The following is a 24,587-nucleotide window of genomic DNA, read 5'->3' as shown; positions in this document are numbered from 1 at the left end:
AACGCCGTCACGCCTGGGTCGCGGCGACGTGCTCGTCGCGCAGGCGCTGCAATTCGCGCTGCTTGGTGGTGATCGATGCGATGATGACGCCGATCGTCACGATTCCGATGAGGATGGTGCAGACGGCATTGATCTCCGGCGTGACCCCCAGACGGACCTGAGAATAGATCTTGATCGGCAGGGTCGTCGCTCCGGGACCGGTCGTGAAGCTCGATATGACCAGATCGTCGAGCGACAGCGTGAAGGCGAGCATCCAGCCGGAGACGACGGCGGGCATGATGAGTGGCAGTGTGATCCTGAAGAAAGTTTTGACTGGCGGGCAACCGAGATCAAGCGCCGCTTCTTCCAGGCTGCGATCGAAGGTCAGGAGCCGCGATTGCACGACGATCGCGACGTAGCACATCGTGAAGGTGATGTGGGCGAGCGTCAGCGTCAGCATGCCGCGATCGAGACCGACCGCCACGAACAACAGGAGCAGCGACAGGCCGGTAATGACCTCCGGCATGACGAGCGGCGCGTAGACCATGCCGGAAAACAGCACCCGTCCCGGAAACCGGCCGTAGCGCACCAGCGCCAATGCCGCGAGCGTGCCGAGAACGGTGCCCAGCGTGGCGCTGAGCAGGCCAACGCGGATCGTCACCCAGGCGGCATCGAGGAGGCCCTGGTTCTGCCAGAGCGCACCGTACCATTTGAGCGAGAAACCGCCCCACACGGTGACGAGCTTGGATTCGTTGAAGGAATAGATGACGAGGATCACGATCGGGAGGTAGAGGAAGGCGAACCCGATGGTGAGGACGGTGGCGTCGAACTTGCCCGGTTTCATGGCGTCACCTCACACCTTCTGCTGCTGGTTCTGGAAGATCATGATCGGAATGACCAGCAGGAGCAGCAGCACCACGGCGACCGCGGAGGCGAGCGGCCAGTCGCGGTTGCCGAAGAACTCCGTCCAGAGCGTCTTGCCGATCATCAGCGTGTTCGGGCCGCCGAGCAGATCGGGGATGACGAACTCGCCGGTGATCGGAATAAAGCAGATCATGGAACCGGCGATCACGCCGGGGATCGACAGCGGGAAGGTGATGCGCCAGAAGGCCTTCCATGGCGGGCAGCCGAGGTCGCTCGCCGCCTCCAAGAGCGTGCCGTCGAGCTTTTCGAGCGCCGAATAGAGCGGGAGCACCATGAAGGGCAGGTAGGAATAGACGATGCCGATGAAGATCGCCGTCTCGGTGCGGAAGATCTGCACCTGCTCGTCCGGACCATAGAGGCCGATCCACTGCAGCACGAGCGTCAGCAGGCCCTCCGGCTTCAGGATACCGATCCAGGCATAGACGCGGATGAGGAACGAGGTCCAGAACGGCAGGATGACGAGCATCAGCAGCGTCGGCCGGATGGTCACGGACGCACGTGCCATGCCGAGCGCGATCGGATAGCCGACCAAAAGCAGAAGCAGGGTCGAGATTACCGCAATCCGCAGAGACGACAGATAGGCGCTGTAATAGAGCGGGTCCTCGGTGAGAAAGAGGTAGTTTTCGGCATCGAGCTGGGAGACGAAGTCGCGAAGCGCGGAAAAACCCTCGAACACGGGGAGATAGGGCGGCATCGCGATCGCGGTGTCGGAGAGGGAAATCTTCACGACGATGAAAAAGGGCGCGAGAAAGAAGAGCGCCATCCATGCATAGGGGATCAGAACGACGAGCCAGCGCGCCGGACTTGCCTTGGGGAGCGATATCTCTCCTTCCATCGTCCTCTCCTCAGCGCGTCAGCACGAGGCCGGCATCGGCCGGCCAGGTCAGCCATACCATATCGCCATAGGTGATCGGCCGGTCGACGAGACGGGAGATGTTCGCCTGCGCGGCGCGGAAGGTACGCCCGTCCTCCAGCTTGACGACGAAGACCGAAAAGTCGCCGAGATAGCCGATGTCCCAGACCTCGCCGTAGAGCGCGTTGGTGGCGGTTTCCGCCGGCTTGTCCAGCGAGATGCGCACCTTTTCGGGGCGGACCGCGAAAGCGACGCTCGCGCCGGGCGCCACGTCGCATTGCTGCTCGACCGCGGCCGTGAAGCTTCCGCAGGAAACCCTGACCACTTCGCTGCCGTTGCGGCCGTCGTTCGCCCGGCCCTCGAAGGTGCCTTCGACGATGTTGATGTCGCCGATGAAGTCCGCAACGTAGCGGCTGTTCGGCGCCTCATAGATCTCCGCCGGCGTCGCCACCTGCACGATGACGCCCTTGTCCATGACGGCGATACGGTCGGACACCGTCATCGCCTCTTCCTGGTCGTGGGTGACGATCAGGAAGGTGAGGCCGAGCGTCGTCTGGATGTCGATGAGTTCGAACTGCGTCTCCTCGCGGAGCTTGCGGTCGAGCGCGCCGAGCGGCTCGTCGAGCAAAAGCACTTTCGGTCGCTTGGCGAGTGAACGAGCGAGCGCCACGCGCTGGCGCTGGCCGCCGGAAAGCTGGTTCGGCTTGCGCTTGGCGAATTGCTCCAGCTTGACGAGCTTCAGCATCTCCTGGACGCGCGCGTCGATCTCGCCTTTCGGCAGCTTGTCCTGTTCGAGGCCGAAGGCGATGTTCTTTTCAACCGTCATATGCGGGAAGAGCGCGTAGGACTGGAACATCATGTTGGTCGGCCGCCGATACGGCGGAACGCCCGAAATATCCTTGCCCTGCAGCAGGATACGCCCCTCGGTCGGCTCCTCGAAGCCCGCCAGCATGCGCATCAGCGTGGTCTTGCCGCATCCGGACGGCCCGAGCAGCGAGAAGAACTCCCGCTCGTAGATATCGAGGCTGAGATTGCTCACCGCCGTGAAGTCGCCGAAGCGCTTGGTGACGTTCTCGAAGCGGATGAAGGGCACCGCCCCCGGATCGGTCCATGGTGAGAATTTTCGCTTTACCGGTCCCAGAGACTTCGCCATAGCCCGACCCAAATTCCTGAATGTAAAAGTTTATCCCGTGAAAACGACACCGGGCGCGTCGATGCGCGCCCGGTCAATTCGCCTGCGGGTCAGTTGCCCGTTTTTATCTGTGTCCAGACTCGGTTGAGGACACGCTGTTCCTTCGGGCCATAGGGCGAGATGGTGAAGAGCTTCTTCATCGTCTCAGGATCGGGATAGACGGAAGGGTTCTTGAAGACGCTTTCGTCGAGCAGCGACTGCGAAGCGAGGTTGCCGTTCGCGTACTGGACGTAGTTGGAAGCCTTGGCGATGACCTCGGGCTTCATCAGGAAGTTGATGAACGCGTGGGCTTCCTCGACATTCTTGGCGTCCGCCGGGATCGCCAGGTTGTCGAACCACATATAGGTACCTTGCTTCGGAATGACATATTCGACGTGGACGCCGTTGTTGGCTTCCTCGGCACGGGCCTTGGCCTGCAGCACGTCGCCGGACCAGCCGATCGTCATGCAGATGTCGCCATTGGCAAGATCATCAATATAGGAGGAGGAGTTGAAGGTCTTCACCGACGGACGAATGTCCATATAGACCTTGCCGCCTTCCTCGAGTTCGGCCGCTTCCTTGCTGTCCGGATTTTTGCCGACATAGTTGAGCGCGATCGCGAAGGTTTCGTCGGAGGCATCGAGGATGTTGATGCCGCAGGATTTCAGCTTCTCGGCATTCTCCGGCTTGAAGAGGACGTCCCAGCTGTCGACCGGCACGTCGCCGAGGGCGGCCTTCACCTTGTCAACGTTGTAGCCGATGCCGGTCGTGCCCCACATATAGTTGACGGCGTATTCATTGCCGGGATCATACTTGGCCAGGCGCTCCATGACGTCCGGCCACATGTTCTTCAGGTTCGGCAGCTTCGACTTGTCGAGCTTCTGGAAGACGCCCGCCTGGATCTGACGGGCGAGGAAGGGAGCCGTCGGGACGACGACGTCATAGCCGGAGCCGCCGGCGAGCAGCTTGGTCTCGAGCAGTTCGTTGCTGTCGAACACGTCGTAGACGACCTTGATGCCGGTCTCCTTCGTGAACTCTTCCAGCACCGACTCGTCGATGTAGTCCGACCAGTTGTAGACGTGGACCACGCGTTCCTGTGCATTCGCGGCGGCCGCAAACAGCAGCGTTGCCGTGGCTGCCGACGCCAGACGGATGAAAGCCGATCTCATAGTATCTCCTGTCTTATATTCCCCGGGGTGGGCGAACGCCCTTCATTATTCTTTGTTTTTGGCAGACTAGAAAGGAAATCGGCAGGCGACAAGGGGAAAAAGGCGACGTCGAGAAGAAGACGTCGCTCACTGGAAGTCGAAGGCGGAGAGCCCGGTCACCATTTCGTCCAGGCCGAGCGGGCGCGTCACCGGAGGCTCGGCGCGGGCAAGACAGCCCTGCCTCTCGCAGAGCCGGCACACCGTACCGACGGCAACCGCCGGCAGCCCTCCGGCGACCGCCTGCCCGTAGACCACCTCGTCGCGATAGGCGATGTCGCAGCCGAGCAGCAGTGCCGTACGCCGTACCCGTTCGTTGAATCCCGCCTGCGGCCCGTCCAAGGTTCGCGAGACCGTCAGGAAGCCGGTGCCGTCGGGCATCTCCACGTGGTCGACGAGAATTTGTGCCGGTTGGGCGAAGGCGGCGTGGATGTTGAGCTTCGGGCAGCCGCCGCCGAATTTCGCCTGCGGAAAGCCGTTCGCGCCCGCCTTGCGGAAACGATGGCCGGCATTGTCGACCTCGAGCATGAAGAAGGGGATGCCGGCCGCACCCGGGCGCTGCAACATGGTCAGCCGGTTCGCCACCTGTTCGTACGAAACCGAAAACCGCGAGCGCAACACGTCGACATCGTAGCGGGCACGCTGGGCCGCCGAAAGAAATGCGCCGTACGGCATGACGAGCGCGTGGGCGGCATAGCGGGCGAGCTCGAAGCGGCCGAGGCGCTTTGCCTCGCCGGTCGAGAAGGAGAGCGCCTCCAGCTCGGCGAGAATCTCCTCCCCGAGCGCCAGCAGACAGACCTCCATGGCGATTTCGCGCAGGTGATCGAAGGGCGAGAGCCGCTCGGACAGGAAGAGCCGCATCGAATGCCGGTCGTAGCGCCGACGCAGATTGGGCATCGCATGGATCGGCAGCGCGCGCACGACGATGCCATGCTTGGCGCGAAGCCAGTTTTTCAGCGCGACGGCGAGATCGTCACCTGCCGAAAGCGCGAGCCCAGCGTGGAAAGCCTCCGCCGCATCCTCGATCCGCGCGAAGAAATTCGGCCGCCTCTCGAAGGTCTCGCGCACCTCATCGATCGGCAACCGCGTGCCGGAGAGCGAGGTTGCGTGACCCTCCCGGGCGAGCAGTTCGGCGAGGTCGGTCAGCCGACTCGCCTGCTCGCGATAGGCCCGGTAGAGCTTGATCACGCCGTTTGCGGCATTGGGAGCGGCCTCGGCCACCTCGATCAGTTCCTGGTCGCCAGGCACCTCGCCGGCGAGCAGCGGATCGGCAAAGACCTCCCGCAACTGGCTTGCGGTGCCGCCGGCCTCCCCCTGCAATTCGTCGAGATCGACCTTGTAGACGGCTGCGAGCTTCAGCAGCAGCTGCACCGTCAGCGGTCGCTGGTTGCGCTCGATCAGGTTCAGGTAGGAGGGCGAGATTTCCAACGCCTCGGCCATGGCCGTCTGGGTGAGGCCGAGACCGTTGCGGATACGCCGGACCCTTGGACCGGCAAAGATCTTGTGCTCCGCCATTTTACATACCTTTACAGAACGAACGCGATCTGACGCCTCAAGAGGCTTTTACGATTTTTACAATTTTACAGCGGCGCGCTGTCAAAGGCAAGACATCCTAACCTCTTTCATCCCGTTGTTTTATCGAATTTTCTAGCCGTTTTTTGCGTCGCACTGTAAATATCGTCACATCAAGAGCGAGGAGCTGCCGACAGAAAAATCGGGCTTCTTGGGCGCAGAAGCAAAAGGGAGTTTGCTATGACTGATTTTTACAATCTCGTTCCGAGCGCACCGAAGGACCGCTATGACGGTATCCAGCGCCCGTACACGGCCGAAGACGTCAAGCGCCTGCGCGGCTCGGTCGAGATCAAGTACTCGCTCGCCGAAATGGGTGCGAACCGCCTGTGGAAGCTGATCAACGAAGAACCCTTCGTCAACGCTCTCGGTGCACTCTCCGGCAACCAGGCCATGCAGATGGTTCGCGCCGGCCTGAAGGCGATCTACCTGTCCGGCTGGCAGGTCGCCGCCGATGCCAACACGGCGTCCGCCATGTATCCGGACCAGTCGCTCTATCCGGCGAATGCCGCGCCGGAACTTGCACGCCGCATCAACCGCACGCTTCAGCGCGCAGACCAGATCGAAACCCAGGAAGGCAAGGGCCTTTCGGTCGATACCTGGTTCGCTCCGATCGTCGCCGACGCGGAAGCAGGCTTCGGCGGTCCGCTCAACGCCTTCGAGATCATGAAGGCCTTCATCGAGGCAGGCGCTGCCGGCGTTCACTTCGAGGACCAGCTGGCATCGGAAAAGAAGTGCGGCCATCTCGGCGGCAAGGTTCTGATCCCGACCGCCGCACACATCCGCAACCTGACCGCTGCGCGCCTCGCCGCCGACGTCATGGGTGTTCCGACGCTGATCGTCGCCCGTACCGACGCGGAAGCCGCAAAGCTCTTGACCTCGGACATCGACGAACGCGACAAGCCCTTCGTCGACTACGACGCCGGCCGCACCGCGGAAGGCTTCTACCAGGTCAAGAACGGCATCGAGCCCTGCATTGCGCGCGCCATCGCCTATGCTCCGTACTGCGACCTGATCTGGATGGAAACCGGCAAACCGGACCTCGAACAGGCCCGCAAGTTCGCCGAGGCCGTGCAGAAGGCGCATCCGGGCAAGAAGCTCGCTTATAACTGCTCGCCGTCGTTCAACTGGAAGAAGAACCTCGACGACGCGACGATCGCCAAGTTCCAGAAGGAGCTGGGTGCGATGGGCTACAAGTTCCAGTTCATCACGCTCGCCGGCTTCCATCAGCTGAACTTCGGCATGTTCGAGCTCGCCCGCGGCTACAAGGATCGTCAGATGGCAGCCTATTCCGAGCTGCAGCAGGCGGAATTCGCGGCCGAGGCCAACGGCTACACGGCGACCAAGCACCAGCGCGAAGTCGGCACCGGTTACTTCGACGCCGTCTCGCTCGCGATCACCGCCGGCCAGTCTTCGACGACGGCGATGAAGGAATCGACCGAAACCGAGCAGTTCAAGCCGGCGGCTGAATAAGGATCGCACCCTCCCCTCGAGGGGGAGGGTCGGCACGCAGGTGCCGGGGTGGGGTGACCTTCGCAACCGCTAAAGGTTCACCCCCACCCGCAGCTACGCTGCGACCTCCCCCTCGAGGGGGAGGTGCTTCAAGAACCCCACATATAAGAGGAGAAATGCAATGACACCCCAGACCCGAGTCAAGGAACGCGCAGAAGAACAGGCATCGGCAATGACCGCCGAGCAACAGGCAATGATCCGCATGGTCGCGAACGACCTGCACCGCCTGAACCAATCCGTCATGAAGGCCGTCGACGCCGGCGTATCCGTCGAGCTCGTCCGCTCCGCGCGCCATCACGGCGGCGACGGCAACTGGGGTGACCTGCTGATCCCGGTCATCGTTACTCAGGGCCGCAACGCCGCCTGAGGAAGACTATCCCCAACCCGGCGCCCGATGGGTGCCGGAACTTGCCCGCGCAAGGCCCCGGCAGAGGAAATCCGGGGACCTGCGCGGGCTTATTTTTCGCGCGGTAGTTCGCTCAGGCCGCCGAGCGAACCGTCCGTCGATCCTGCGGACGACCATCGATGCGGAACTGCTGGACGAGAGCCAGGAGCGCGTCGGCCTCGGAGGCGAGCTGGCTGCTCGCTGCACTCGTCTCCTCGACCATCGCCGCATTCTGCTGGGTCATCTGGTCCATCTGGTTGACGGCGTCGTTGACCTCCGCGAGCGCCGCCGCCTGGTCCTGGCTGCCGCGGGCGATCACCTCGACGTGCTGGCTGATGGACATGATCTGCTCGCCGATGCGGGCGAGCACGTCACCCGTCTGCTGGACGAGGCGCGAACCGCCGCCGACTTCGGCCGCGGCAGTATTGATCAAGTCCTTGATCTCCTTCGCCGCGGAGCCGGAGCGCTGGGCAAGCTCGCGCACTTCCTGGGCGACGACGGCAAAGCCCTTTCCGGCTTCGCCGGCCCGGGCCGCCTCGATACCGGCATTGAGCGCGAGCAGGTTCGTCTGGAAGGCGATGTCCTCGATCACATCGATGATCTGTTCGATCTTCTGCGATGCATTCTCGATCCGGCCCATGGCCGAAATCGCGTTCTTGACGACCTCCGCGGAAGCGTCGGCGCTGCCGCGGGTGGCAACCACGATTGCATTGGCCTCGCGGGCCCTTTCGGCCGAGGAGCGCACGGTCACGGTGATCTCGTCGACGGCGGCCGCCGTTTCCTCCAGAGAGGCTGCCTGCGCTTCCGTCCGGCGCGAGAGCTCGGCCGCGGACTGCGACATCTGCTGGCCGTTGCCCTGGATCAGGGAGACGTTGGAGATGATCGTGCCGATCGTATCCTGGAGGCGCGTCAGCGAACGGTTGAAGTCGTTGCGCAGGTCCTCGAGCCGGCCGACGAAGGGCGTCTCGATGGTCGCAGAGACATCGCCGTCGGCAAGCCGCCCGAGACCGGCAGCAAGCGCGTTGACGGCGAATTCGATCTGCCGGTCGATCTCCTGCTTTTCGAGATCGTTGCGCTGCCGTTCGGCCTCCGCCGCGGCACGCTCCTGTTCGCTTTCCGCCTCGATGCGGATCTTGGCGAGCGCATTCTCCTTGAAGACGCCGAGCGCACGGGCCATCTCGCCGATCTCGTCGGCGCGGGCATCGCCATTCACGCCGGCATCAAGATCGCCGGCGGCGAGCCGGCGCATCGCCGCGGTGATCTGGGTAATCGGCCCCTTGAAGGTGACGACGAGGCCGATGCCGGCGAAGATCGCGATCAGCACGCCGAGGATCGTCGCCGTTGCCGAGATGCGGTTCGCCTTGTCGCGTTCGCTTCCCGCCGCCTCGCGCTGCAGGGCGGCAAAGGCGGTGAGATTGGACCAGATCCCGTCGATGTCGCTTGCGGCCGCCTTGAAGGAGTCGGCACGCTTCACGGCAAGTCCGACGAGATCGCCGGCGCGCTTGCCAATCGAGTCGACGAGCGGCAACAGCGCCGCCACCCTGTCGTGGGCGTCCTTGGCGACGGTCGGATCGGAGGCAAACCTGTCAGCATCCGTACGCAGTCCGTCGAGCGCGGTCTTCAGTCGCGACAGGGTCTCCTCCTGCGGCGCTCCGAGGAAGCGCGACGCGCGGGAATCCACGGTATTGACCGCATCGGCGAGCTTCTGGGTCGCCGCAAGCAGCGCCGTCGCCTCGGCCATCGGCCGGTCGAGTGTTCCGAAAACGCGCGTCGCCTCGCGCGACTTCACCGTCGAAGCGCCCTGCAGCTTGATGCCGGCCGGGCGCAGGAGGTTGATCGCCCGGTCGACGGCACCGATGGTTCCGTCGTTGACGACGCCGAGGTCGAGCTGCTTCTTGACCACGGCGACGCTGTCGGCGATCGCGTTGCCGAGCGCGACCTGGTCGACCGGCAGGACACTGGTAATGTCCGCACTCGCGGTCGCGAGGTCCCCGAATTCCTTCTTGACCAGGTCCATCTTCTCCTGCGGCGTCGTCAGCATGTTGTAATCGGTGACGATCTTGGAGATGAGGGCGGCGCCGCGGTTGAGTTTTTCCGCCTGACGCAGCAGGCCCTTGGCCTTGGATTCGTCGGCTGCGAGCGCCTCGCGCACGGTTGTCGCATACTTGATGAGCTCGCCGCGGGCGGTCATCAGGGCCGCGAGGTCGCCTTCGAGGCCGGCGCGGAGAGTGACTTCATCCTGATGCAGGCTCCAGAGGTCGGCCGCCTTGGCGCCGATCGCGTCGGTTCCGGCGATCGCCGCATCCATCTCCGTCTGGCCCTCCAGCCCGGAAAGGCCGGCATGGGTGTCCTTGAGTGCCGCCGACTGCGTCGCGATATCGTCTTCGAGTGCGGCCCTGGTCTGCTCGTTCGTCTCCTGCAGGAAGGTCGTCATCGAGACGTAGACCTTCTTGAACCCGCTCAGCGTCTGCAGGACGGTGTTGGAGATGTCCATCCGACCCTGCAGCATGTTCGACGCATAGAGGCCAGTGAGCCCCACCGCCGAAATGCTCACAACGAACGGAAAGATGAAGACGAGAACCTTGGTCTGGATCTTGAAACGCGCCAGCAGACGATCGACCAGCATCAGCTTACCCCTCATGAGTTGTCGCGTCCGGTTACATTGACCGAACCTGACATGTGCCCCTGAAATGCTTCTCTCATGAGGGGCTGAAGAAATTCTGAACGGGATGCTACTAAAGTAAGAGGACAAATACGCCTGAAGACCGCCCGACGACGGGACTTTAGGCCAGCGGGCGTTTGCCGCAGAAGAGTTCCTCATGCGCTTTCAAAAGGCGCGAGAGGCGATCGGCGACGGTACGTATCTCCCGCCGGTGACGGTCGTCGTTGTTCATCACGATCCATTGGCGGTGGCGCAGTTCGGCGATTTCGGGCCCCGCCCGCTCGAGCTTCGGCTCCAGATCGCCGACGAAGCAAGGCAGAACGGCAATCCCCGCGCCGGCGAGCGCAAGGTCGCGCAACGAGCGGGGACGATTGACAGTCACCACGATGTTCTCGGCCTTGTTCTGGTGCGGCCAGCGCAGATAGGCCGAAATCGCGTTCTCGGTGTCGACCGCCAGCCAGCGGCCCGGTCCGTGATCTGCGGTGTTGCGCGCCCGGTACGGGGCGTAAGCGGTGGTGCCGGCCGGAATCTTGGCGAGGTTCAACTCCTCGGGCTCGAAGGCGCGGATGCCAATGTCGCACTCGCGGTGAGCCAGAGCCGCCCGCTGCTCGGCGATGTGGAGATCGATGCGGAACGGATCGCGCTCGGTAAGCAGCGCCGGAAAATTCTCGCTGACGAGCCATGCGATCCAGGTCCCGGCCGCCAGCCTGACCAGTGCCGGAGCAGCGGCCTCTTCGCGCCACGCCTCTATGCGACGGGCCGCCGCCTCCATGTCGCTCAACTGCTCCAGCAGTCGCCGGCCGTCGCCTGTGAGGGCATAGCCGCTCTGGCTGCGCACGAACAATGGGCGGCCAATCCTGCGCTCGAACTCGATCATCCGCCGGCCGATGGTGGCCGGGCTCAAGCCGGTCTCCCCGGCCGCGCCGGAAAGGCCGCCATGCCGGGCGACGAGCAAGAAAATCTGGTAGGCGTCCCAAGATGCATTTTTCATGGATGAAAAATGTAGTGCATTCTCGTCGGTTTATGAAGCAAATTTGGCGCTATAGATAGGTGGATGTGTTTCACCCAGAGGAGATACATCCATGTACGAATTCGCAGGATTGCTGCTCGCCCGCCTGGTCTCGTCCCAGACCGCCACGCGGCGGCCGACGCTCGCAGAGGAAGATGCCTTTTACGCGCACTACGGCGAGGCTCCGTGGCAAAAGGCTCGCAAGGTTTTCGCCCGGTGGTCCGGTCGGGCGAAGACAGCCGCCGCGGACGGGGAGGAAGAAGCCGCCTCGTCCGGAGGCAGCGTGACGGCAGTGTCCTGTCGCTTACAGGACGAGTTCGGCGAAGGCCGTCAGAATGCAGCAGGCGGCAAAGCCGAGGGCGGCCGTGCGCCGAAGAAGGACGCGGCGATCGTCTTGCGCCTGGGCAATGGCGATTGCGCGTGCTCTGCGATTTGACTGTCTCATCACTGCTACCCCACGAATACTGTTGAGCAACCTAGTTCACGGTTGTCGCGGTTCGCCACTCGACAAGATGTCGCAACGACGATCGTCGTATCCCGTCGAACGAGCATGCGCCCGCCCCGTTAACAAGTGCTGAAAAAGCGTGTCACACGCTCTCGCCGGCGGCATGACCGGAGGCCCAGGCCCACTGGAAGTTATAGCCGCCGAGCCAGCCGGTGACATCGACGCACTCGCCCACGAAGTAAAGACCCTGCACCCGCTTCGCCATCATCGTCCTGGAATCGAGCTCCGCCGTGTCGATGCCGCCGAGGGTCACCTCCGCCGTGCGGTAACCTTCCGAGCCGGCCGGCTTGATCGCCCAGCCATGGAGAAATGCGGCAAGCGCCTCCAGCACCTTGTCCGACAGATCGGCGAGCGGCCTGTCGACAGCGAGTCGTTCGACGACATATTGCGCGAGCCGTTTCGGCAGATGCCGGGCGAGTACGGTCTGCACCGCCTGCCGGCCGTTCTCGCGCTTCGCCGCTTTCAACAGGGCGGCGAAATCGACATCCGGCTCGAGCGCCAGCGTGATCTCGTCGCCCTCCCTCCAGTAGCTCGAAATCTGCAGGATCGCCGGACCGCTCAAACCCCGGTGAGTGAAGAGCAGCGCCTCCCGGAAGGACGTCTTGCCGTGCCGCACCTCGGCATCGACGGAAACGCCGGCGAGTGGCGCAAGCTCGGCAAGCAGCGCCGGGTCGAGCGTGAGCGGCACGAGGCCGGGGCGCGTCTCGGTCACCTTCAGCTCGAAGTCGGCGGCGACGCGGTAGGCGAAGCCGGTCGCGCCCATCTTGGGGATCGACTTGCCACCTGTCGCGATCACCACGGAAGCGGCGCGGATTTCTCCGTCCGTCGTTTGCAGCCGAAAGCCGCCCTCACCCTTTTCGACCGCGGAGATCTCGACGCCAAGCCGCAGTTCCACATCCGCCGCCCGCATCTCGTCGAGCAGCATACGGATGATGTCCTTGGCACTGTCGTCGCAGAACAACTGTCCGAGCGTCTTTTCGTGCCAGGCGATGCCGTGGCGATCGACCATCGCGACGAAATCGGCGGACGTGAAGCGGGCGAGCGCGGACTTGGCGAAATGCGGGTTCGCCGAGAGGAAGTTCTTCGGCCCGGCATGAAGATTGGTGAAGTTGCAGCGGCCGCCGCCCGATATACGGATCTTCTCCCCCGGCGTGCCGGCATGGTCGAGCAGCAGCACGCGCCGGCCACGCTTGCCCGCGACGAGCCCGCACATCATGCCTGCCGCACCCGCCCCTATGACAGCAACATCAAATATACGCGCCAAGTCCCGACCCTCTGACAAAGAAGACCTGTGTTTTCGATCGCCGCCGTAAAGTCAACGTGGTTTCCCCCCTCGCCAATTTACGAAGTCCGGTTATGATGGCGCCATCAACAACCCAACCGGTGAGACATGCCTGCAAAGAAAACAATGCTCAGACCCCACGGCGCGGCATCAAAAAAGGCAAGCATTCCCCCGGACATCCAGTCGACCCGCGGCGTAAAGACCTGGAAGGATGCCACCGCCTGGCTTCGTGCCCGCGGAATCGAGGACATCGAATGCATCACGCCGGACCTCGCGGGTGTCCCGCGCGGCAAGATGATGCCGACCTCGAAGTTCACCGGCGACACGTCGCTCGCCCTGCCCTCGGCACTCTATCGCCACACGATCTCCGGCGAATACCCGGAGGAGAGCGGCCAGTTCCGTTACGAGCCGCGCGATAGCGACCTGAAGCTCGTGCCCGACCTCTCGACCCTTTCCGTCGTGCCATGGGAAACCGACCCGACCGCGCAGGTGATCTGCGACGTCGTCGGCTCGAACGGCGAGCAGGTCTCCTACACACCGCGCAACGTCCTGAAAAACGTCATGCGGCTTTACGAGGAAAAGGGCTGGCGGCCGGTCGTGGCACCTGAGATCGAGTTCTATCTCGTCGCCATGAACGACGACCCCGACTATCCGCTGCACCCGCCGAAAGGCCGGTCGGGCCGGTCGATCCTCGGTGGCCAGGGCTATTCGATCGCCGGCATCAACGAGTTCGACGAGCTGATCGACGACATCTACCACTTCTCGGAGAAACAGGGGCTCGAGATCGACACCCTCATTCATGAGGAGGGGCCGGCCCAGCTGGAGATCAACCTGCGCCACGGCAACCCGATCGAGCTCGCCGACCAGGTCTTCCTGTTCAAGCGCACGATCCGCGAGGCGGCGCTGAAGCACGGCATCTACGCAACCTTCATGGCCAAGCCCATGCAGGGCCAGCCGGGTTCGGCCATGCACATCCACCAGTCCGTCGTGGACAAGGATACGGGCAAGAACATCTTCTCCAATCCGGACGGGTCGGCGTCGAAGGAATTCTTCCACTTCATCGGCGGCATGCAGGCCTTCGTGCCCAAGGCGCTTGTCATGATGGCGCCCTATGTGAACTCCTATCGTCGCCTGACGCCCGACATGTCGGCGCCGGTCAACAACGCCTGGGGCTACGACAACCGCACCACCGCCTTCCGCGTGCCGGTGTCCAACGCCGCCGCCCGACGTGTCGAAAACCGCCTGCCGAGCTCGGACGCCAACCCCTATCTCGCGCTCGCCGCCTCGCTCGCCGCCGGCTATCTCGGCATCGTCAGGGGCGCGGAACCGACGGAAGCCTCCGAAGGGACCGCGAACGAAGGTTCCGTCGAGTTGCCGCGCGGGCTGCTCGAAGCCGTCTCGCTGATGGAATCCGAACCGGCGCTCGCGGAGGTGCTCGGCGAGGAGTTCATCGGGCTCTATGCCGGGGTAAAACGTGGCGAGTTCGAGACCTTCATGCAGGTGATCAGCCCGTGGGAACGTGAATTCCTGCTGCTGAACGTGTAAGGGGCTCCCATGACCTGGCAAAGCCCGATCGCGCCGGGGATCTCCTGGTACCAGGCGACCGTCGGCGAGCGTACCGAATATCCGGCGCTCGACGGCTCGACCACGGCCGATGTCGCCATCGTCGGCGGCGGCTATACCGGCCTGCAGGCCGCCTACACGCTCGCGAAGGGCGGCGTCTCGGTCGTGCTGATCGAGGCCTGCCGGATCGGCGACGGGGCATCTGGCCGTAACGGCGGCCAGTTGGGCACCGGCCAGCGCGCCTATCCGGACGAACTCGAGGCCGAACTCGGCTACGAGCGCTCGAAGGCGCTGTTCGACCTTGCCGAACACGCGAAAAGGTACCTCCTCGACTTCGCTGCCGAGCATGGCATCGACATGGAGTTCATGCCGGGGCAGATGAACGTCGCCCACAAGCCGGGGCACGAAAGGGAGTACCAGCATACCGCCGAGATCGCCGCGACCCGCTATGGCTACCCGCATCTGCGATTCATGGATGCGAAGGAGACTGCCGAACGTCTCGGCTCCAGCCATTACCACCACGGCGTCTACGACAGCGGCACGGGCCACATCCACCCGCTGAAGCTGGTGGTCGGGCTTGCACGCGCGGCGGGCGCTGCAGGCGCCGCAATCCACGAGATGACGCCGGCCAACGCCATCCGGCAGGCGGGCGGCAAGACGCTGATCGACACGCCGAAGGGAACGGTCACCGCGAACCGCGTGCTGATCGCCACCAACGCCTATATCGGCAATCTCGAACCGGTCACCGCCGCGCATGTCATGCCGATCCGCTCCTTCATCGGGGCGACCGTGCCGCTCGACAAATTCCCGAGCGTCATCCCCGGCGGCGAGGCCGTCGCCGATTCCCGTTTCGTCGTGCGCTATTTCCGCAAATCCCGCGACGGCCGGCTGCTCTTCGGCGGACGCGAGGCCTATACGGCCGACGCACCACGGGACATCTCAGCCCATATCCGTCGGCAGATCGCCGAGGTCTATCCGGAACTCAAGGCGATCGAGATCACCCATGGCTGGGGAGGCTCGGTCGGCATCACCATGCCGCGCAAGCCCTTCGTTCGCGAGGTGATGCCGGGCGTCACCTCGATCGGCGGCTATTCCGGCCACGGCGTCATGCTGTCGAACTACTGCGGCAAGCTCTATGGCGAGATGGTACTCGGACGTTCGTCGGAGCTCGAATACCTGAGGGAGCTGAAAATCCGGCCCTTCCCCGGCGGTCCGCGGTTCCGTAGCCCGCTCCTCTTTCTGGCGCTGACGTGGTATGCGTTGAGGGACCGGTTCTGAACTTTTCGCGATCACGCGCGAAATCGGCATCGCCCTACTGGCTTTTTTAAATCGATTAGATTAGAAACGCACCAACGTTTCCGACTGAGAGATGCCTCGCATGAGCAGCCAGATTATCCCCGTTGAGCCCTTTGACTACGTCGTCTTCGGCGGCACCGGCGACCTTGCAGAACGCAAGCTCTTGCCGGCGCTCTATCACCGGCAACTCGCCGGCCAGCTGACCGAGCCGACCCGCATCATCGGCGCGTCACGTACACCGCTCTCCGACGACGACTACCGCAAGTTCGCTGAAAACGCGCTGAAGGAGCATCTGCGGCAGGGCGAATACGACGATGCCGAGGTCGCAAAGTTCTGTGCACGCATCTTCTACGTCCCGGTCGACGCGAAGTCGCCGGAGGGGTGGGACCGGCTGAAGACACTGCTCGACGACGGCAAGGACATCGTGCGGGCCTTCTATCTCGCCGTCTCGCCTTCGATCTTCGGCGACATCGCCGACAAGATCCGCGATTTCGACCTCATCACCAAGTCCACCCGCATCGTCGTCGAAAAGCCGATCGGTCGCGACCTCGCCTCCGCGCAGGTGCTGAACAACACGATCGGCAAGGTTTTCAAGGAAGATCAGATCTTCCGCATCGACCACTATCTCGGCAAGGAGACGGTGCAGAACCTGATGGCGCTGAGATTTGCCAACGCGCTCTACGAGCCGCTGTGGAACTCGGCCCATATCGACCACGTGCAGATCACGGTCGCCGAATCGGTCGGCCTCGAAGGCCGCGTCAGCTACTACGACAAGGCCGGCGCGCTGCGCGATATGGTGCAGAACCACATGCTGCAGCTTCTCTGCCTCGTCGCCATGGAAGCGCCGAACTCGATGGATGCGGAAGCCGTCCGCGACGAAAAGCTCAAGGTGCTGCGCTCGCTGAAGCCGATCGACCCCTCTAACGTCGAGCGCCTGACGGTGCGTGGCCAGTACAAGGCCGGCGCCTCCGCCGGTGGTCCGGTCAAGGGCTATACCGAGGAACTCGAAGGCCCCTCCGACACGGAAACCTTCGTCGCCATCAAGGCCGAGATCGGCAATTGGCGCTGGGCCGGCGTGCCCTTCTACCTGCGCACCGGCAAGCGGCTCGCAACCCGCATGTCGGAAATCGTCATCACCTTCAAGCCGATCCCGCATTCGATCTTCGGCGATGCCGCCGGCCGCATCGAGGCGAACAAGCTCGTCATCCGCCTGCAGCCGGACGAAGGCGTCAAGCAGTGGCTAATGATCAAGGATCCGGGTCCGGGCGGCATGCGCCTTCGCCACGTGTCGCTCGACATGAGCTTCGCGCAGGCCTTCGACGTGCGCAATCCGGACGCCTACGAGCGCCTGCTGATGGACGTCATCCGCTCCAACCAGACGCTGTTCATGCGCCGCGACGAGGTCGAGGCCGCATGGCGCTGGGTCGATCCGATCCTGACCGCCTGGGAGGAAACCGGGCAGAAGACGCAGGGCTATACCGCCGGCACCTGGGGGCCGAGCCAGGCGATCGCGCTCATCGAGCGTGACGGCCGTACCTGGCACGAGGTCGAGTAAGCGCCATGACGAGCAAGGAAAACACATTCGAAAACGGCGCCGCACTCGCGGCAGCTCTTGCCTCCATCGTCGCCACCGCCCTTTCGGCGGCGGTCGCCGCGCGCGGCAAGGCCTCGATCGCCGTCTCCGGCGGTTCGACGCCGAAGGCCTTCTTCGATGCCCTCTCGCGCGAGGCGATCGACTGGGAGAAGGTCACCGTGACGCTGGTCGACGAACGCTTCGTGCCCGCCGACAATCCGCGCTCCAACCACCTCCTGGTCGCGACCCATCTCCTGAAGAACGCGGCGGCAAGGGCGCGCTTCCTGCCGCTCTTCAGCGCGGCGGCCTCAGCGGAAGACGCCGCGGAACGTGCAACGGAAGCGGCGGCGGCACTCGCGCAGCCCTTCGACGTCGTCGTGCTCGGCATGGGCAATGACGGCCACACCGCCTCCTTCTTCCCCGGTGGCAACCACCTTGCGGAGGCGCTCGACCTCTCGCTGCCCAGGCGGGTGATGACCATGGAGGCGCAAGGCGCCGGCGAAACCCGCCTCACCTTCTCCTTCTCCAGCCTTCAGGATGCCCGGCTTCTGGTGCTTCATATCGAAGGCGCGGAGAAGAAGGCCGTGCTCGAAAAGGCGCTCGCCGGCAAGGACGAGGCCGATATGCCGGTTCGCGCGGTTCTCAATCGCGCCGCCTCGCCCGTCGAGATATACTGGGCGCCCTGACGCCCTTCTTGTCGCGTCCGCACCGCCGGCAGCCCGACTGCCGGCCGGGCCGGCGCCGAGATGAGCCCGAACGGGCGTGCGATCCTCCCTTCGCGGTCCGTTCACCCGAACAGACAGGATGATATCCATGACCGCCGACAAACGCATCGAAGCCATCACCAAGCGCATCGTCGAACGCTCGAAGCCGAGCCGCGAGCGCTATCTCGACCGCGTCCGCAGCCAGATTGCCAAGGGCGTGCATCGCTCGGTGCTCTCCTGCGGCAATCTCGCCCACGGCTTCGCCGCCTGCGCGCCGTCGGAGAAGGCGGATCTCGCCGGCGACACCGTGCCCAATCTCGGCATCATCACCTCCTACAACGACATGCTGTCGGCACATCAGCCGTTCGAGACCTTCCCCGCGATCATCCGCGAAGCGGCGCGCGAGGCCGGCGGCGTGGCGCAGGTCGCCGGCGGTGTCCCGGCCATGTGCGACGGCGTCACCCAGGGCCAGCCCGGCATGGAGCTCTCGCTCTTTTCCCGCGACCTGATCGCCATGGCGACGGCCGTTGGTCTCTCGCACAACATGTTCGATGCGGCCGTCTATCTCGGCATTTGCGACAAGATCGTTCCCGGCCTGGCGATCGCAGCGCTGACCTTCGGCCACCTGCCGGCCGTCTTCATTCCGGCCGGACCGATGACCAGCGGCCTGCCGAACGACGAGAAGTCGCGTATCCGCCAGCTTTATGCCGAAGGCAAGGTCGGCCGCGCCGAACTGCTGGAAGCCGAATCGAAATCCTATCACGGTCCGGGCACCTGCACGTTCTACGGCACGGCGAACTCCAACCAGATGCTGATGGAGATCATGGGCCTGCACATGCCGGGCGCCTCCTTCGTCAACCCGAACACGCCGCTCCGCGAAGCGCTGACGCGTGAAGCCGCCAAGCGGGCGCTCGCCATCACCGCGCTCGGCAACGAGTTCACGCCGGTCGGCGAGATGATCGACGAACGCTCGATCGTCAACGGCGTCGTCGGACTGCATGCGACCGGCGGCTCCACCAATCACACCATGCACCTCGTCGCGATGGCGCGCGCCGCCGGTATCGAGCTGACCTGGCAGGACATCTCCGATCTCTCCGACATCGTGCCGCTTCTCGCTCGTGTCTATCCGAACGGTCTCGCCGACGTGAACCATTTCCATGCCGCCGGCGGCATGGGCTTCCTCATCAAGGAACTCCTGAAGGGCGGTCTCCTGCATGAGGATGTTCGCACCGTCTACGGTCACGGGCTTGCCGCCTACACCGTCGAGCCGCGGCTCGCGGACGACGGCACGGTCCATCGCGAGGCGGCTCCCGAGAAGAGTGCCGATCCGAAGGTGCTCGCCGCAATCGAGACGCCGTTCCAGCCGACCGGCGGTTTGAAGATGCTGACCGGCAATCTCGGTAAGTCGGTGATCAAGATCTCCGCCGTGAAACCCGAGCGGCACGTGGTCGTGGCGCCGGCGATCGTCTTTCATGACCAGCAGGAGCTGCAGGACGCCTTCAAGGCGGGCAAGCTCGACCGCGACTTCGTCGCCGTCGTCCGCTTCCAGGGCCCGCGCGCGAACGGCATGCCGGAACTGCATCGCCTCACCCCTCCCCTCGGCGTGCTGCAGGATCGCGGCCACAAGGTGGCGCTCGTCACCGACGGACGCATGTCCGGCGCTTCGGGCAAGGTGCCGGCGGCAATCCACGTGACGCCGGAGGCGAGCAACGGCGGACCGATCGCCAGGATCCGCAACGGCGACATGATCCGTCTGGATGCCGTCGCCGGAACGCTGGAGGTGATGGTCGACGCGGCCGAGTTCGACGCCCGCCCGGCGGTCACCGTCGATCTCTCCGACAACGAATTCGGCCTCGGACGCGAACTCTTCGCCACCTTCCGCCGCACCGCCGGCCCCGCCGACCAAGGCGCCAGCGTGCTCTACTGAGCGTCAACACGACGCGCTGTACGCATGGAGAAGGGCGGGTCACGCGGACCCGCCCTTTTCTTCTTCCAAACCTGATCGTCAGGCTGCGACGGCGACCGGCGTCCGCGAACGTACGCCGACCAGAATGCTGAAGGCGGCGAGGATCAGTACGATCCCGCTCATGGCGGTCGTCGCCATACCACCGCCGAAGTCGAAGATCACGCCACCCAATCCGGCGCCGAGACCGATTGCGAAGTTAATCGAGGCGACGAAGAGGCCGCCCGCGCTTTCGGCCTCGTCCGGCACGGTGCGCGCAATCCAGCTCGACCAGGCCACCGGCACGCCGCCGAAGAACAGGCCCCAGAGCACGACCGCAAGGACGTCGAAGACCGGATTCGTGCCGATAGCGACGATCGCCAGCGCAAGCGTGCCCATGAGAAGCGGCGCCGTGACCAGCGTCAGACGCAGGCTCTTCTGCACGAGCCTGCCGGCCAGAAGCGTGCCGAGGAAGTTGGCGACGCCGAAGCCGAGCAGGATCGTCGAGATCGAGGCGATCGAAAAGCCGCTGCCGCTCTCGAGATAGGCGCGGAGATAGGTGAAGAAGACGAAGTGGCCACCGAAGACGAGGAGCACGGCCAGCATGCCGAGGCCGATGCCTGGTCGACGGAGCACCTCGACCAGCGTGCCGAGTTTTGCGGTACCGGTCGGGCGCAGGCTCGGCAGGGTCAGCCACTGCGCCAGCAGGGCGGCAAGCCCCAGCGCCGCCGCGAGCAGGAAGACGTCGCGCCAGCCGATGAGATCGCCGAGATAGCTGCCCACCGGCGCTGCGAGCACGGTTGCGACCGATACGCCGCTCATGAGGATGGCAAGCGCCCTCGGTACGAGAGCTGGCGGCACCAACCGCATGGTGACGGCGGTCGACATGGCCCAGAATCCGCCGAGCGCCACGCCGAGGAGCACACGGCCGAAGAGCAGCAACGGCAATCCCGGTGCGAAGGCGACGAACAGGTTGGAGGCGACCAGCAGCGCGGAAAAGAACATCAGCAGTTTGCGACGGTCTGTCCCGCGCGCTGCGGCGGTAATCAGCAGACTGGAGATGAACCCGAAGAGCGCGGTGGTCGTCACCGCCTGACCCGCCGAGCCTTCGCTGATCGACAGTTCGGCGGCGATGGGAGTCAGGAGGCTTGCCGGCAGGAACTCGGCGGTTACCAGACTGAAAACGCCGATCGTCATGGAGGCGACCGCGGACCAGGCCGGCACTAGTGGCCCGCCGGCGCCCCGGTCGCGATTGGTCGTGGAAGTCATCAGTTTGTCCTTTCGCGATGGGAGGAGTTGCACGGCAAGAAACTAGTCTGGACTCTCCGGACTTTCTATGTCACATAGTCCGCTATGATTGATCGAAAGTCCGACAATTTAGCTACGTCCGGCTTGCTCGACACGGACCTCGTCAGCGAGCTGCTGCTCGGCATGCGGCTCGTTGGCGTCGACTACCGCCGCATGGAACTCTCGCCACCTTTCGCCTATGCCTTCGGCGAGGGTGACAGCCGGGCGAAATTCCTGTTCGTCGCGCGCGGGTCAATTGCGCTGCGGGCGCCGAGCGGCGTGCTGCACGAGATGAAGGCGGGTGATGCGGCACTTCTGCCGCGCGGCGGTCTGCACCTAATCGGTTCGTCACCGGATGTCTCCCAGCCCTGCACCGAGCTCGCCTCGTTGCGGCGGGAGCCTCTCTGTTCGATGGTGAGTGACATCAGGGCCTGCGACGAAAGTGCCTGCAGCGAGAAGGAGCGCGTCCTGATCTTCTCCGCCTGCATGGATTTTGATCTCGGGGGCATGCATCCGCTCGTCGCGCTGATGCCGGAGGTCATGCGGGTGGGCACGATCATGGTCCGCTATCCGGAGATCCTGCCGATGCTCGAGGCCATGGCACGGGAGGTCAGCCAGGGCCGCGCCGGCTATGCGGGTATCCTCGCCCGCCTCGCGGACGTGGTCGCAGCCTCCATCGTCCGGGCATGGGTGGAATGCGGCTGCGGCGACGCCACGGGATGGATTGCCGCGCTACGCGATCCACGTCTCGGGCGCGTGCTGGTCGCCCTTCATCGCGAGCCGGGCCGCGACTGGACGCTTGCGGAACTGGCGAAGCTCATGGGCGCATCACGCTCCGTCTTCGCCGAGCGTTTCCTTGCGGTCACCGGCATGACGCCGGTGCGCTATCTGACCGAGCTTCGCATGCGGCTTGCCGCCCAATGGATCAGCCGCGACCGCATGCCGATCGAGACCGCCGCCCATCGGCTGGGCTACGGCTCGCATGCGGCCTTCTCGCGGGCCTTCAAGAGAGTGACCGGGCGCCCGCCCGGTGCGATCGCCGGCGAGGCGAGGCAAGATCTGCCTCGCGCCGCGATGTAGAAGCCTCAGAGCATCGCCATGTAGCGATTGAGGTCGGCCATCCGCGGCACGACGATCAGGGTCTTGACCTCTCCGCGCTTGAAGGCCTTCAGGAAGCGGTTGTAGTCGTTGAAGACGACGCAGCCGGAGGAATCGCCGCGCACCCTCAGGAGATAGGTGTGGGTGAGGAAGCCGTCACGGCCATACATCTTGGCGTCGCCGACCGGCGTCATGCGGATCGCCTCGATGCCGTGGAAGCGCGACTCGCGCATGCGCAGGCTGTAGACATTCGGCGGCGTGGAGCCGCGGTTCTTCACATGCACGTATTTCGGATTGTCGCGGTAGGAACCGCGGCCGGAATGAGCCTCGAGCCTCTCGCCGTTCGGCATGTGCACGACGCCGGCAGAGATATCATAGACGGCAATCCGGCTGCCGCGGCCGGGAGCCTGCGCCTTACGGCCGAAGATCGATGGGCGGTCGTCGTCCTCCTCGATGATCGAGGTCGAAGGCTTGGCGTAAGAAAGAAGTGGCGACTTGGCCGGCTTGTCGGTCGGGTTGGAGTCCTGCTCGACCTCGGCCTTGGCGGCCGGCGCGGCGACCCGCGGGCGCGTCACGGGGAGAGGTCCGTCTTCCGGCAACCCTTCGTCCATCTCCGCGCCACCAGCGAGCACCTCGCCGAAGGCGTCCTCGACGAGCGCGCTGTCGACCGTTTCACGCACCGAGGTGGGTGCGGCATAGGCGAGCGCCGTCGCCGTACCGGTCGCGGCAGGCACCGAGCCGGTGGTGAGCTCGTCATTGGTCGCGGCCGCGGAAGCCGTCATCTGTGCCTTGGCGAGGACCGCCTGCTCCTTCTCGAGTTCGGCAGCAAGCGCGAGTTTCGCCACCCGTTCGCCCTCGGCGCGCGCCAGAGCCTTCTTCAGGACGGCCAGCACCTGTTCATCGGGGGATACGCCTGCCCGCGACCAGTCCAGACGATCCGACTTGTCGACGGAGGCGAGGCTCATCGCATCCGGAAGAACGGCGAACTCGGCATCATCAGTGCGGGCGACGGCCGCGGCGATCCGCATCTTTGCCGCCTCGATGGCGGCCGGCGGAGCCGGCGGACGGGAGGTCTTGGAAGGTGCAGTGACGGTCAGCGCGGGGTCATGGAGCATGAGCGCAAGGCTCGCTCTGGTGCCGTGCCGGTATCCTGTATCGTCGGAGCCGCCCATTGTGTGGACCGTCGCGATGACCGCCGAGGTCCAGAGCGCCGTCACCGCGCCCGCGCTCAGGAGTCCGGCGACGACAAGGGACTTACGCGACGGACCGCGGCTTCGAGGGGCACTGTTCTGATGGCGACGCAACTTACTCGACGACGACATACTCTTACTCGCTACCGGACACAAAACTCATCCGCCGCTCCTGCCCAGCAACTTTGCCGAATTGATGATCCGGTTGTGGCCAAAGGGGGGCGGCGTCTTTCGAACAAGCTAAACTATGAAGAAAGTTGGTAACCAAGAGGTTTACGCCCCGCGAAGAACTGTGCCGTGGCTGCAAAAGGCGACACAGGCGCAGAGGGGCCCGGAAAAACAGAAAGGCCGTGCGCTGGCACGGCCTCCTACTCGTTCATCGTTTCTTCCGCCGAAACGGACAGGCACTCACCACGAGCGTATGTCGAGTACCTTGTCGCGATGGGCGGGATGGGTCGAGAAGACGAAGATGCGATCGAGTTCCTTCTCCGACAACAGTCGAAGGAAACGCACTTCGATCGTGTTGTTGACGAAGACCTTCATGAGGACACAACCGATCTTCGAGATCCGTGCATCCGGGATATCGAGGTAAAACTGCTGCGGCAGGGTGTACTGCGTGAGCAGGCCGAGGACGGCACTGCTGCGGGAAATCCTGATGACGTCGCAGCGGCGCGCCGCCATATGCATGACGCCCTTCTCGGTATACTCGATGCGTGCAGCATTGCGGGTGTCTTCCATGCGGAACCGCCCTTCGCGGTCATACATGAAGGATTCTTCCCGCTGCAGGTAGTTCGTGCCACCCGAAAAGCTCGCCATCTCGGTTCCCCTTCCACATCGTCTGATGGAAAGGTAGCCCTTCGAGATTTAACAGAACGTGA

Annotated in this window: 20 protein-coding genes; 9 read left to right on the top strand and 11 right to left on the bottom strand. The window is 64.2% G+C overall.

What is annotated here, in order from left to right; genetic code table 11:
• Positions 1-7: 7 nt before the first annotated feature.
• The 5 genes from EUU22_RS19770 to EUU22_RS19750 all read right to left on the bottom strand — a co-directional run bounded on the left by EUU22_RS19770 (position 8) and on the right by EUU22_RS19750 (position 5,647).
• The gene (locus EUU22_RS19770; RefSeq protein WP_129333683.1) at positions 8-823 is read right to left on the bottom strand and encodes an ABC transporter permease; all 816 of its coding nucleotides are present in this window, start codon (positions 821-823) and stop codon (positions 8-10) included.
• Positions 824-832: 9 nt separating this feature from the next.
• Complete coding sequence (locus EUU22_RS19765; RefSeq protein ID WP_129333682.1) at positions 833-1,738, bottom strand: ABC transporter permease subunit; 906 nt, start codon at positions 1,736-1,738, stop codon at positions 833-835.
• A gap of 10 nt (positions 1,739-1,748) precedes the next feature.
• Complete coding sequence (locus EUU22_RS19760; RefSeq protein WP_129333681.1) at positions 1,749-2,909, bottom strand: ABC transporter ATP-binding protein; 1,161 nt, start codon at positions 2,907-2,909, stop codon at positions 1,749-1,751.
• A gap of 89 nt (positions 2,910-2,998) precedes the next feature.
• Positions 2,999-4,096, bottom strand: coding sequence for a polyamine ABC transporter substrate-binding protein (locus EUU22_RS19755; RefSeq protein ID WP_129333680.1), 1,098 nt, complete (start codon positions 4,094-4,096; stop codon positions 2,999-3,001).
• Positions 4,097-4,222: 126 nt separating this feature from the next.
• A complete protein-coding gene (locus EUU22_RS19750; protein ID WP_129333679.1) occupies positions 4,223-5,647 on the bottom strand; it encodes a helix-turn-helix domain-containing protein in 1,425 nt (474 codons plus the stop codon).
• A gap of 237 nt (positions 5,648-5,884) precedes the next feature.
• Between EUU22_RS19750 and aceA the strand changes: the two genes are divergently transcribed.
• Both aceA and EUU22_RS19740 read left to right on the top strand, forming a co-directional pair.
• Positions 5,885-7,174 (top strand): isocitrate lyase, encoded by a 1,290-nt coding sequence (gene aceA, locus EUU22_RS19745; RefSeq protein WP_129333678.1) that lies wholly within the window; start codon positions 5,885-5,887, stop codon positions 7,172-7,174.
• 160 nt (positions 7,175-7,334) lie between these two features.
• Entirely contained in the window at positions 7,335-7,580 is a 246-nt protein-coding gene (locus EUU22_RS19740; protein WP_112689055.1) for an SMc00767 family acetate metabolism repressor, read from the top strand.
• A gap of 112 nt (positions 7,581-7,692) precedes the next feature.
• On the opposite strand, the gene EUU22_RS19735 is transcribed toward EUU22_RS19740, so the two are convergent.
• The gene (locus EUU22_RS19735) at positions 7,693-10,224 is read right to left on the bottom strand and encodes a methyl-accepting chemotaxis protein (RefSeq protein WP_129333677.1); all 2,532 of its coding nucleotides are present in this window, start codon (positions 10,222-10,224) and stop codon (positions 7,693-7,695) included.
• Between the two features lie 157 nt (positions 10,225-10,381).
• Positions 10,382-11,251, bottom strand: coding sequence for a LysR family transcriptional regulator (locus EUU22_RS19730; protein WP_129333676.1), 870 nt, complete (start codon positions 11,249-11,251; stop codon positions 10,382-10,384).
• A 91-nt stretch (positions 11,252-11,342) separates the two neighbouring features.
• Here EUU22_RS19730 and EUU22_RS19725 point away from each other — a divergent pair, with 91 nt between their 5' ends.
• Positions 11,343-11,705: a hypothetical protein gene (locus tag EUU22_RS19725; RefSeq protein WP_129333675.1), complete on the top strand. Its 363-nt coding sequence runs from the start codon at positions 11,343-11,345 to the stop codon at positions 11,703-11,705.
• Positions 11,706-11,856: 151 nt separating this feature from the next.
• Here EUU22_RS19725 and EUU22_RS19720 read toward each other — a convergent pair whose 3' ends face one another.
• Positions 11,857-13,038: a BaiN/RdsA family NAD(P)/FAD-dependent oxidoreductase gene (locus EUU22_RS19720; RefSeq protein ID WP_129333674.1), complete on the bottom strand. Its 1,182-nt coding sequence runs from the start codon at positions 13,036-13,038 to the stop codon at positions 11,857-11,859.
• A 126-nt stretch (positions 13,039-13,164) separates the two neighbouring features.
• On the opposite strand from EUU22_RS19720, the gene EUU22_RS19715 reads away from it, so the two are divergent.
• From EUU22_RS19715 to edd, 5 genes are all read left to right on the top strand, one after another.
• On the top strand, positions 13,165-14,601 hold the full coding sequence (locus EUU22_RS19715) for a glutamine synthetase family protein (protein WP_129333673.1): 1,437 nt from the start codon (positions 13,165-13,167) through the stop codon (positions 14,599-14,601).
• A gap of 9 nt (positions 14,602-14,610) precedes the next feature.
• On the top strand, positions 14,611-15,897 hold the full coding sequence (locus EUU22_RS19710; RefSeq protein ID WP_129333672.1) for an NAD(P)/FAD-dependent oxidoreductase: 1,287 nt from the start codon (positions 14,611-14,613) through the stop codon (positions 15,895-15,897).
• A 100-nt stretch (positions 15,898-15,997) separates the two neighbouring features.
• A complete protein-coding gene (zwf, locus tag EUU22_RS19705) occupies positions 15,998-17,470 on the top strand; it encodes a glucose-6-phosphate dehydrogenase (RefSeq protein ID WP_129333671.1) in 1,473 nt (490 codons plus the stop codon).
• Positions 17,471-17,475: 5 nt separating this feature from the next.
• Positions 17,476-18,174 (top strand): 6-phosphogluconolactonase, encoded by a 699-nt coding sequence (gene pgl / locus EUU22_RS19700; RefSeq protein WP_129333670.1) that lies wholly within the window; start codon positions 17,476-17,478, stop codon positions 18,172-18,174.
• 127 nt (positions 18,175-18,301) lie between these two features.
• On the top strand, positions 18,302-20,119 hold the full coding sequence (gene edd, locus EUU22_RS19695; RefSeq protein ID WP_129333669.1) for a phosphogluconate dehydratase: 1,818 nt from the start codon (positions 18,302-18,304) through the stop codon (positions 20,117-20,119).
• A gap of 78 nt (positions 20,120-20,197) precedes the next feature.
• Here the strand turns inward: edd and EUU22_RS19690 are convergent, their stop codons facing one another.
• Positions 20,198-21,403 carry an MFS transporter gene (locus EUU22_RS19690; protein ID WP_129333668.1) on the bottom strand — a complete coding sequence of 402 codons (1,206 nt, stop codon included), beginning with the start codon at positions 21,401-21,403 and terminating at the stop codon, positions 20,198-20,200.
• Positions 21,404-21,487: 84 nt separating this feature from the next.
• On the opposite strand from EUU22_RS19690, the gene EUU22_RS19685 reads away from it, so the two are divergent.
• Entirely contained in the window at positions 21,488-22,501 is a 1,014-nt protein-coding gene (locus EUU22_RS19685; RefSeq protein WP_129333667.1) for an AraC family transcriptional regulator, read from the top strand.
• A gap of 5 nt (positions 22,502-22,506) precedes the next feature.
• On the opposite strand, the gene EUU22_RS19680 is transcribed toward EUU22_RS19685, so the two are convergent.
• Entirely contained in the window at positions 22,507-23,736 is a 1,230-nt protein-coding gene (locus EUU22_RS19680) for a DUF2778 domain-containing protein (RefSeq protein WP_165351227.1), read from the bottom strand.
• A 381-nt stretch (positions 23,737-24,117) separates the two neighbouring features.
• The gene (locus tag EUU22_RS19675) at positions 24,118-24,525 is read right to left on the bottom strand and encodes a hypothetical protein (RefSeq protein ID WP_129333665.1); all 408 of its coding nucleotides are present in this window, start codon (positions 24,523-24,525) and stop codon (positions 24,118-24,120) included.
• Between the last annotated feature and the right edge of the window lie 62 nt (positions 24,526-24,587).

The sequence above is a fragment of the Ciceribacter ferrooxidans genome, from assembly GCF_004137355.1.
GTDB classification, from domain to species: domain Bacteria; phylum Pseudomonadota; class Alphaproteobacteria; order Rhizobiales; family Rhizobiaceae; genus Allorhizobium; species Allorhizobium ferrooxidans.
The sequence above is the reverse complement of the archived record's forward strand: the minus strand, read 5'-3'. Positions and strand labels throughout refer to the sequence as shown.

Excerpts from the sequence above, each read along its gene's own strand:
- EUU22_RS19770 (WP_129333683.1), bottom strand. The coding sequence starts at position 823 with ATGAAACCGGGCAAGTTCGACGCCACCGTCCTCACCATCGGGTTCGCC.
- EUU22_RS19765 (WP_129333682.1), bottom strand. The coding sequence starts at position 1,738 with ATGGAAGGAGAGATATCGCTCCCCAAGGCAAGTCCGGCGCGCTGGCTC.
- EUU22_RS19760 (WP_129333681.1), bottom strand. The coding sequence starts at position 2,909 with ATGGCGAAGTCTCTGGGACCGGTAAAGCGAAAATTCTCACCATGGACC.
- EUU22_RS19755 (WP_129333680.1), bottom strand. The coding sequence starts at position 4,096 with ATGAGATCGGCTTTCATCCGTCTGGCGTCGGCAGCCACGGCAACGCTG.
- EUU22_RS19750 (WP_129333679.1), bottom strand. The coding sequence starts at position 5,647 with ATGGCGGAGCACAAGATCTTTGCCGGTCCAAGGGTCCGGCGTATCCGC.
- aceA (WP_129333678.1), top strand. The coding sequence starts at position 5,885 with ATGACTGATTTTTACAATCTCGTTCCGAGCGCACCGAAGGACCGCTAT.
- EUU22_RS19740 (WP_112689055.1), top strand. The coding sequence starts at position 7,335 with ATGACACCCCAGACCCGAGTCAAGGAACGCGCAGAAGAACAGGCATCG.
- EUU22_RS19735 (WP_129333677.1), bottom strand. The coding sequence starts at position 10,224 with ATGCTGGTCGATCGTCTGCTGGCGCGTTTCAAGATCCAGACCAAGGTT.
- EUU22_RS19730 (WP_129333676.1), bottom strand. The coding sequence starts at position 11,251 with ATGAAAAATGCATCTTGGGACGCCTACCAGATTTTCTTGCTCGTCGCC.
- EUU22_RS19725 (WP_129333675.1), top strand. The coding sequence starts at position 11,343 with ATGTACGAATTCGCAGGATTGCTGCTCGCCCGCCTGGTCTCGTCCCAG.
- EUU22_RS19715 (WP_129333673.1), top strand. The coding sequence starts at position 13,165 with ATGCCTGCAAAGAAAACAATGCTCAGACCCCACGGCGCGGCATCAAAA.
- EUU22_RS19710 (WP_129333672.1), top strand. The coding sequence starts at position 14,611 with ATGACCTGGCAAAGCCCGATCGCGCCGGGGATCTCCTGGTACCAGGCG.
- zwf (WP_129333671.1), top strand. The coding sequence starts at position 15,998 with ATGAGCAGCCAGATTATCCCCGTTGAGCCCTTTGACTACGTCGTCTTC.
- pgl (WP_129333670.1), top strand. The coding sequence starts at position 17,476 with ATGACGAGCAAGGAAAACACATTCGAAAACGGCGCCGCACTCGCGGCA.
- edd (WP_129333669.1), top strand. The coding sequence starts at position 18,302 with ATGACCGCCGACAAACGCATCGAAGCCATCACCAAGCGCATCGTCGAA.
- EUU22_RS19690 (WP_129333668.1), bottom strand. The coding sequence starts at position 21,403 with ATGACTTCCACGACCAATCGCGACCGGGGCGCCGGCGGGCCACTAGTG.
- EUU22_RS19685 (WP_129333667.1), top strand. The coding sequence starts at position 21,488 with ATGATTGATCGAAAGTCCGACAATTTAGCTACGTCCGGCTTGCTCGAC.
- EUU22_RS19675 (WP_129333665.1), bottom strand. The coding sequence starts at position 24,525 with ATGGCGAGCTTTTCGGGTGGCACGAACTACCTGCAGCGGGAAGAATCC.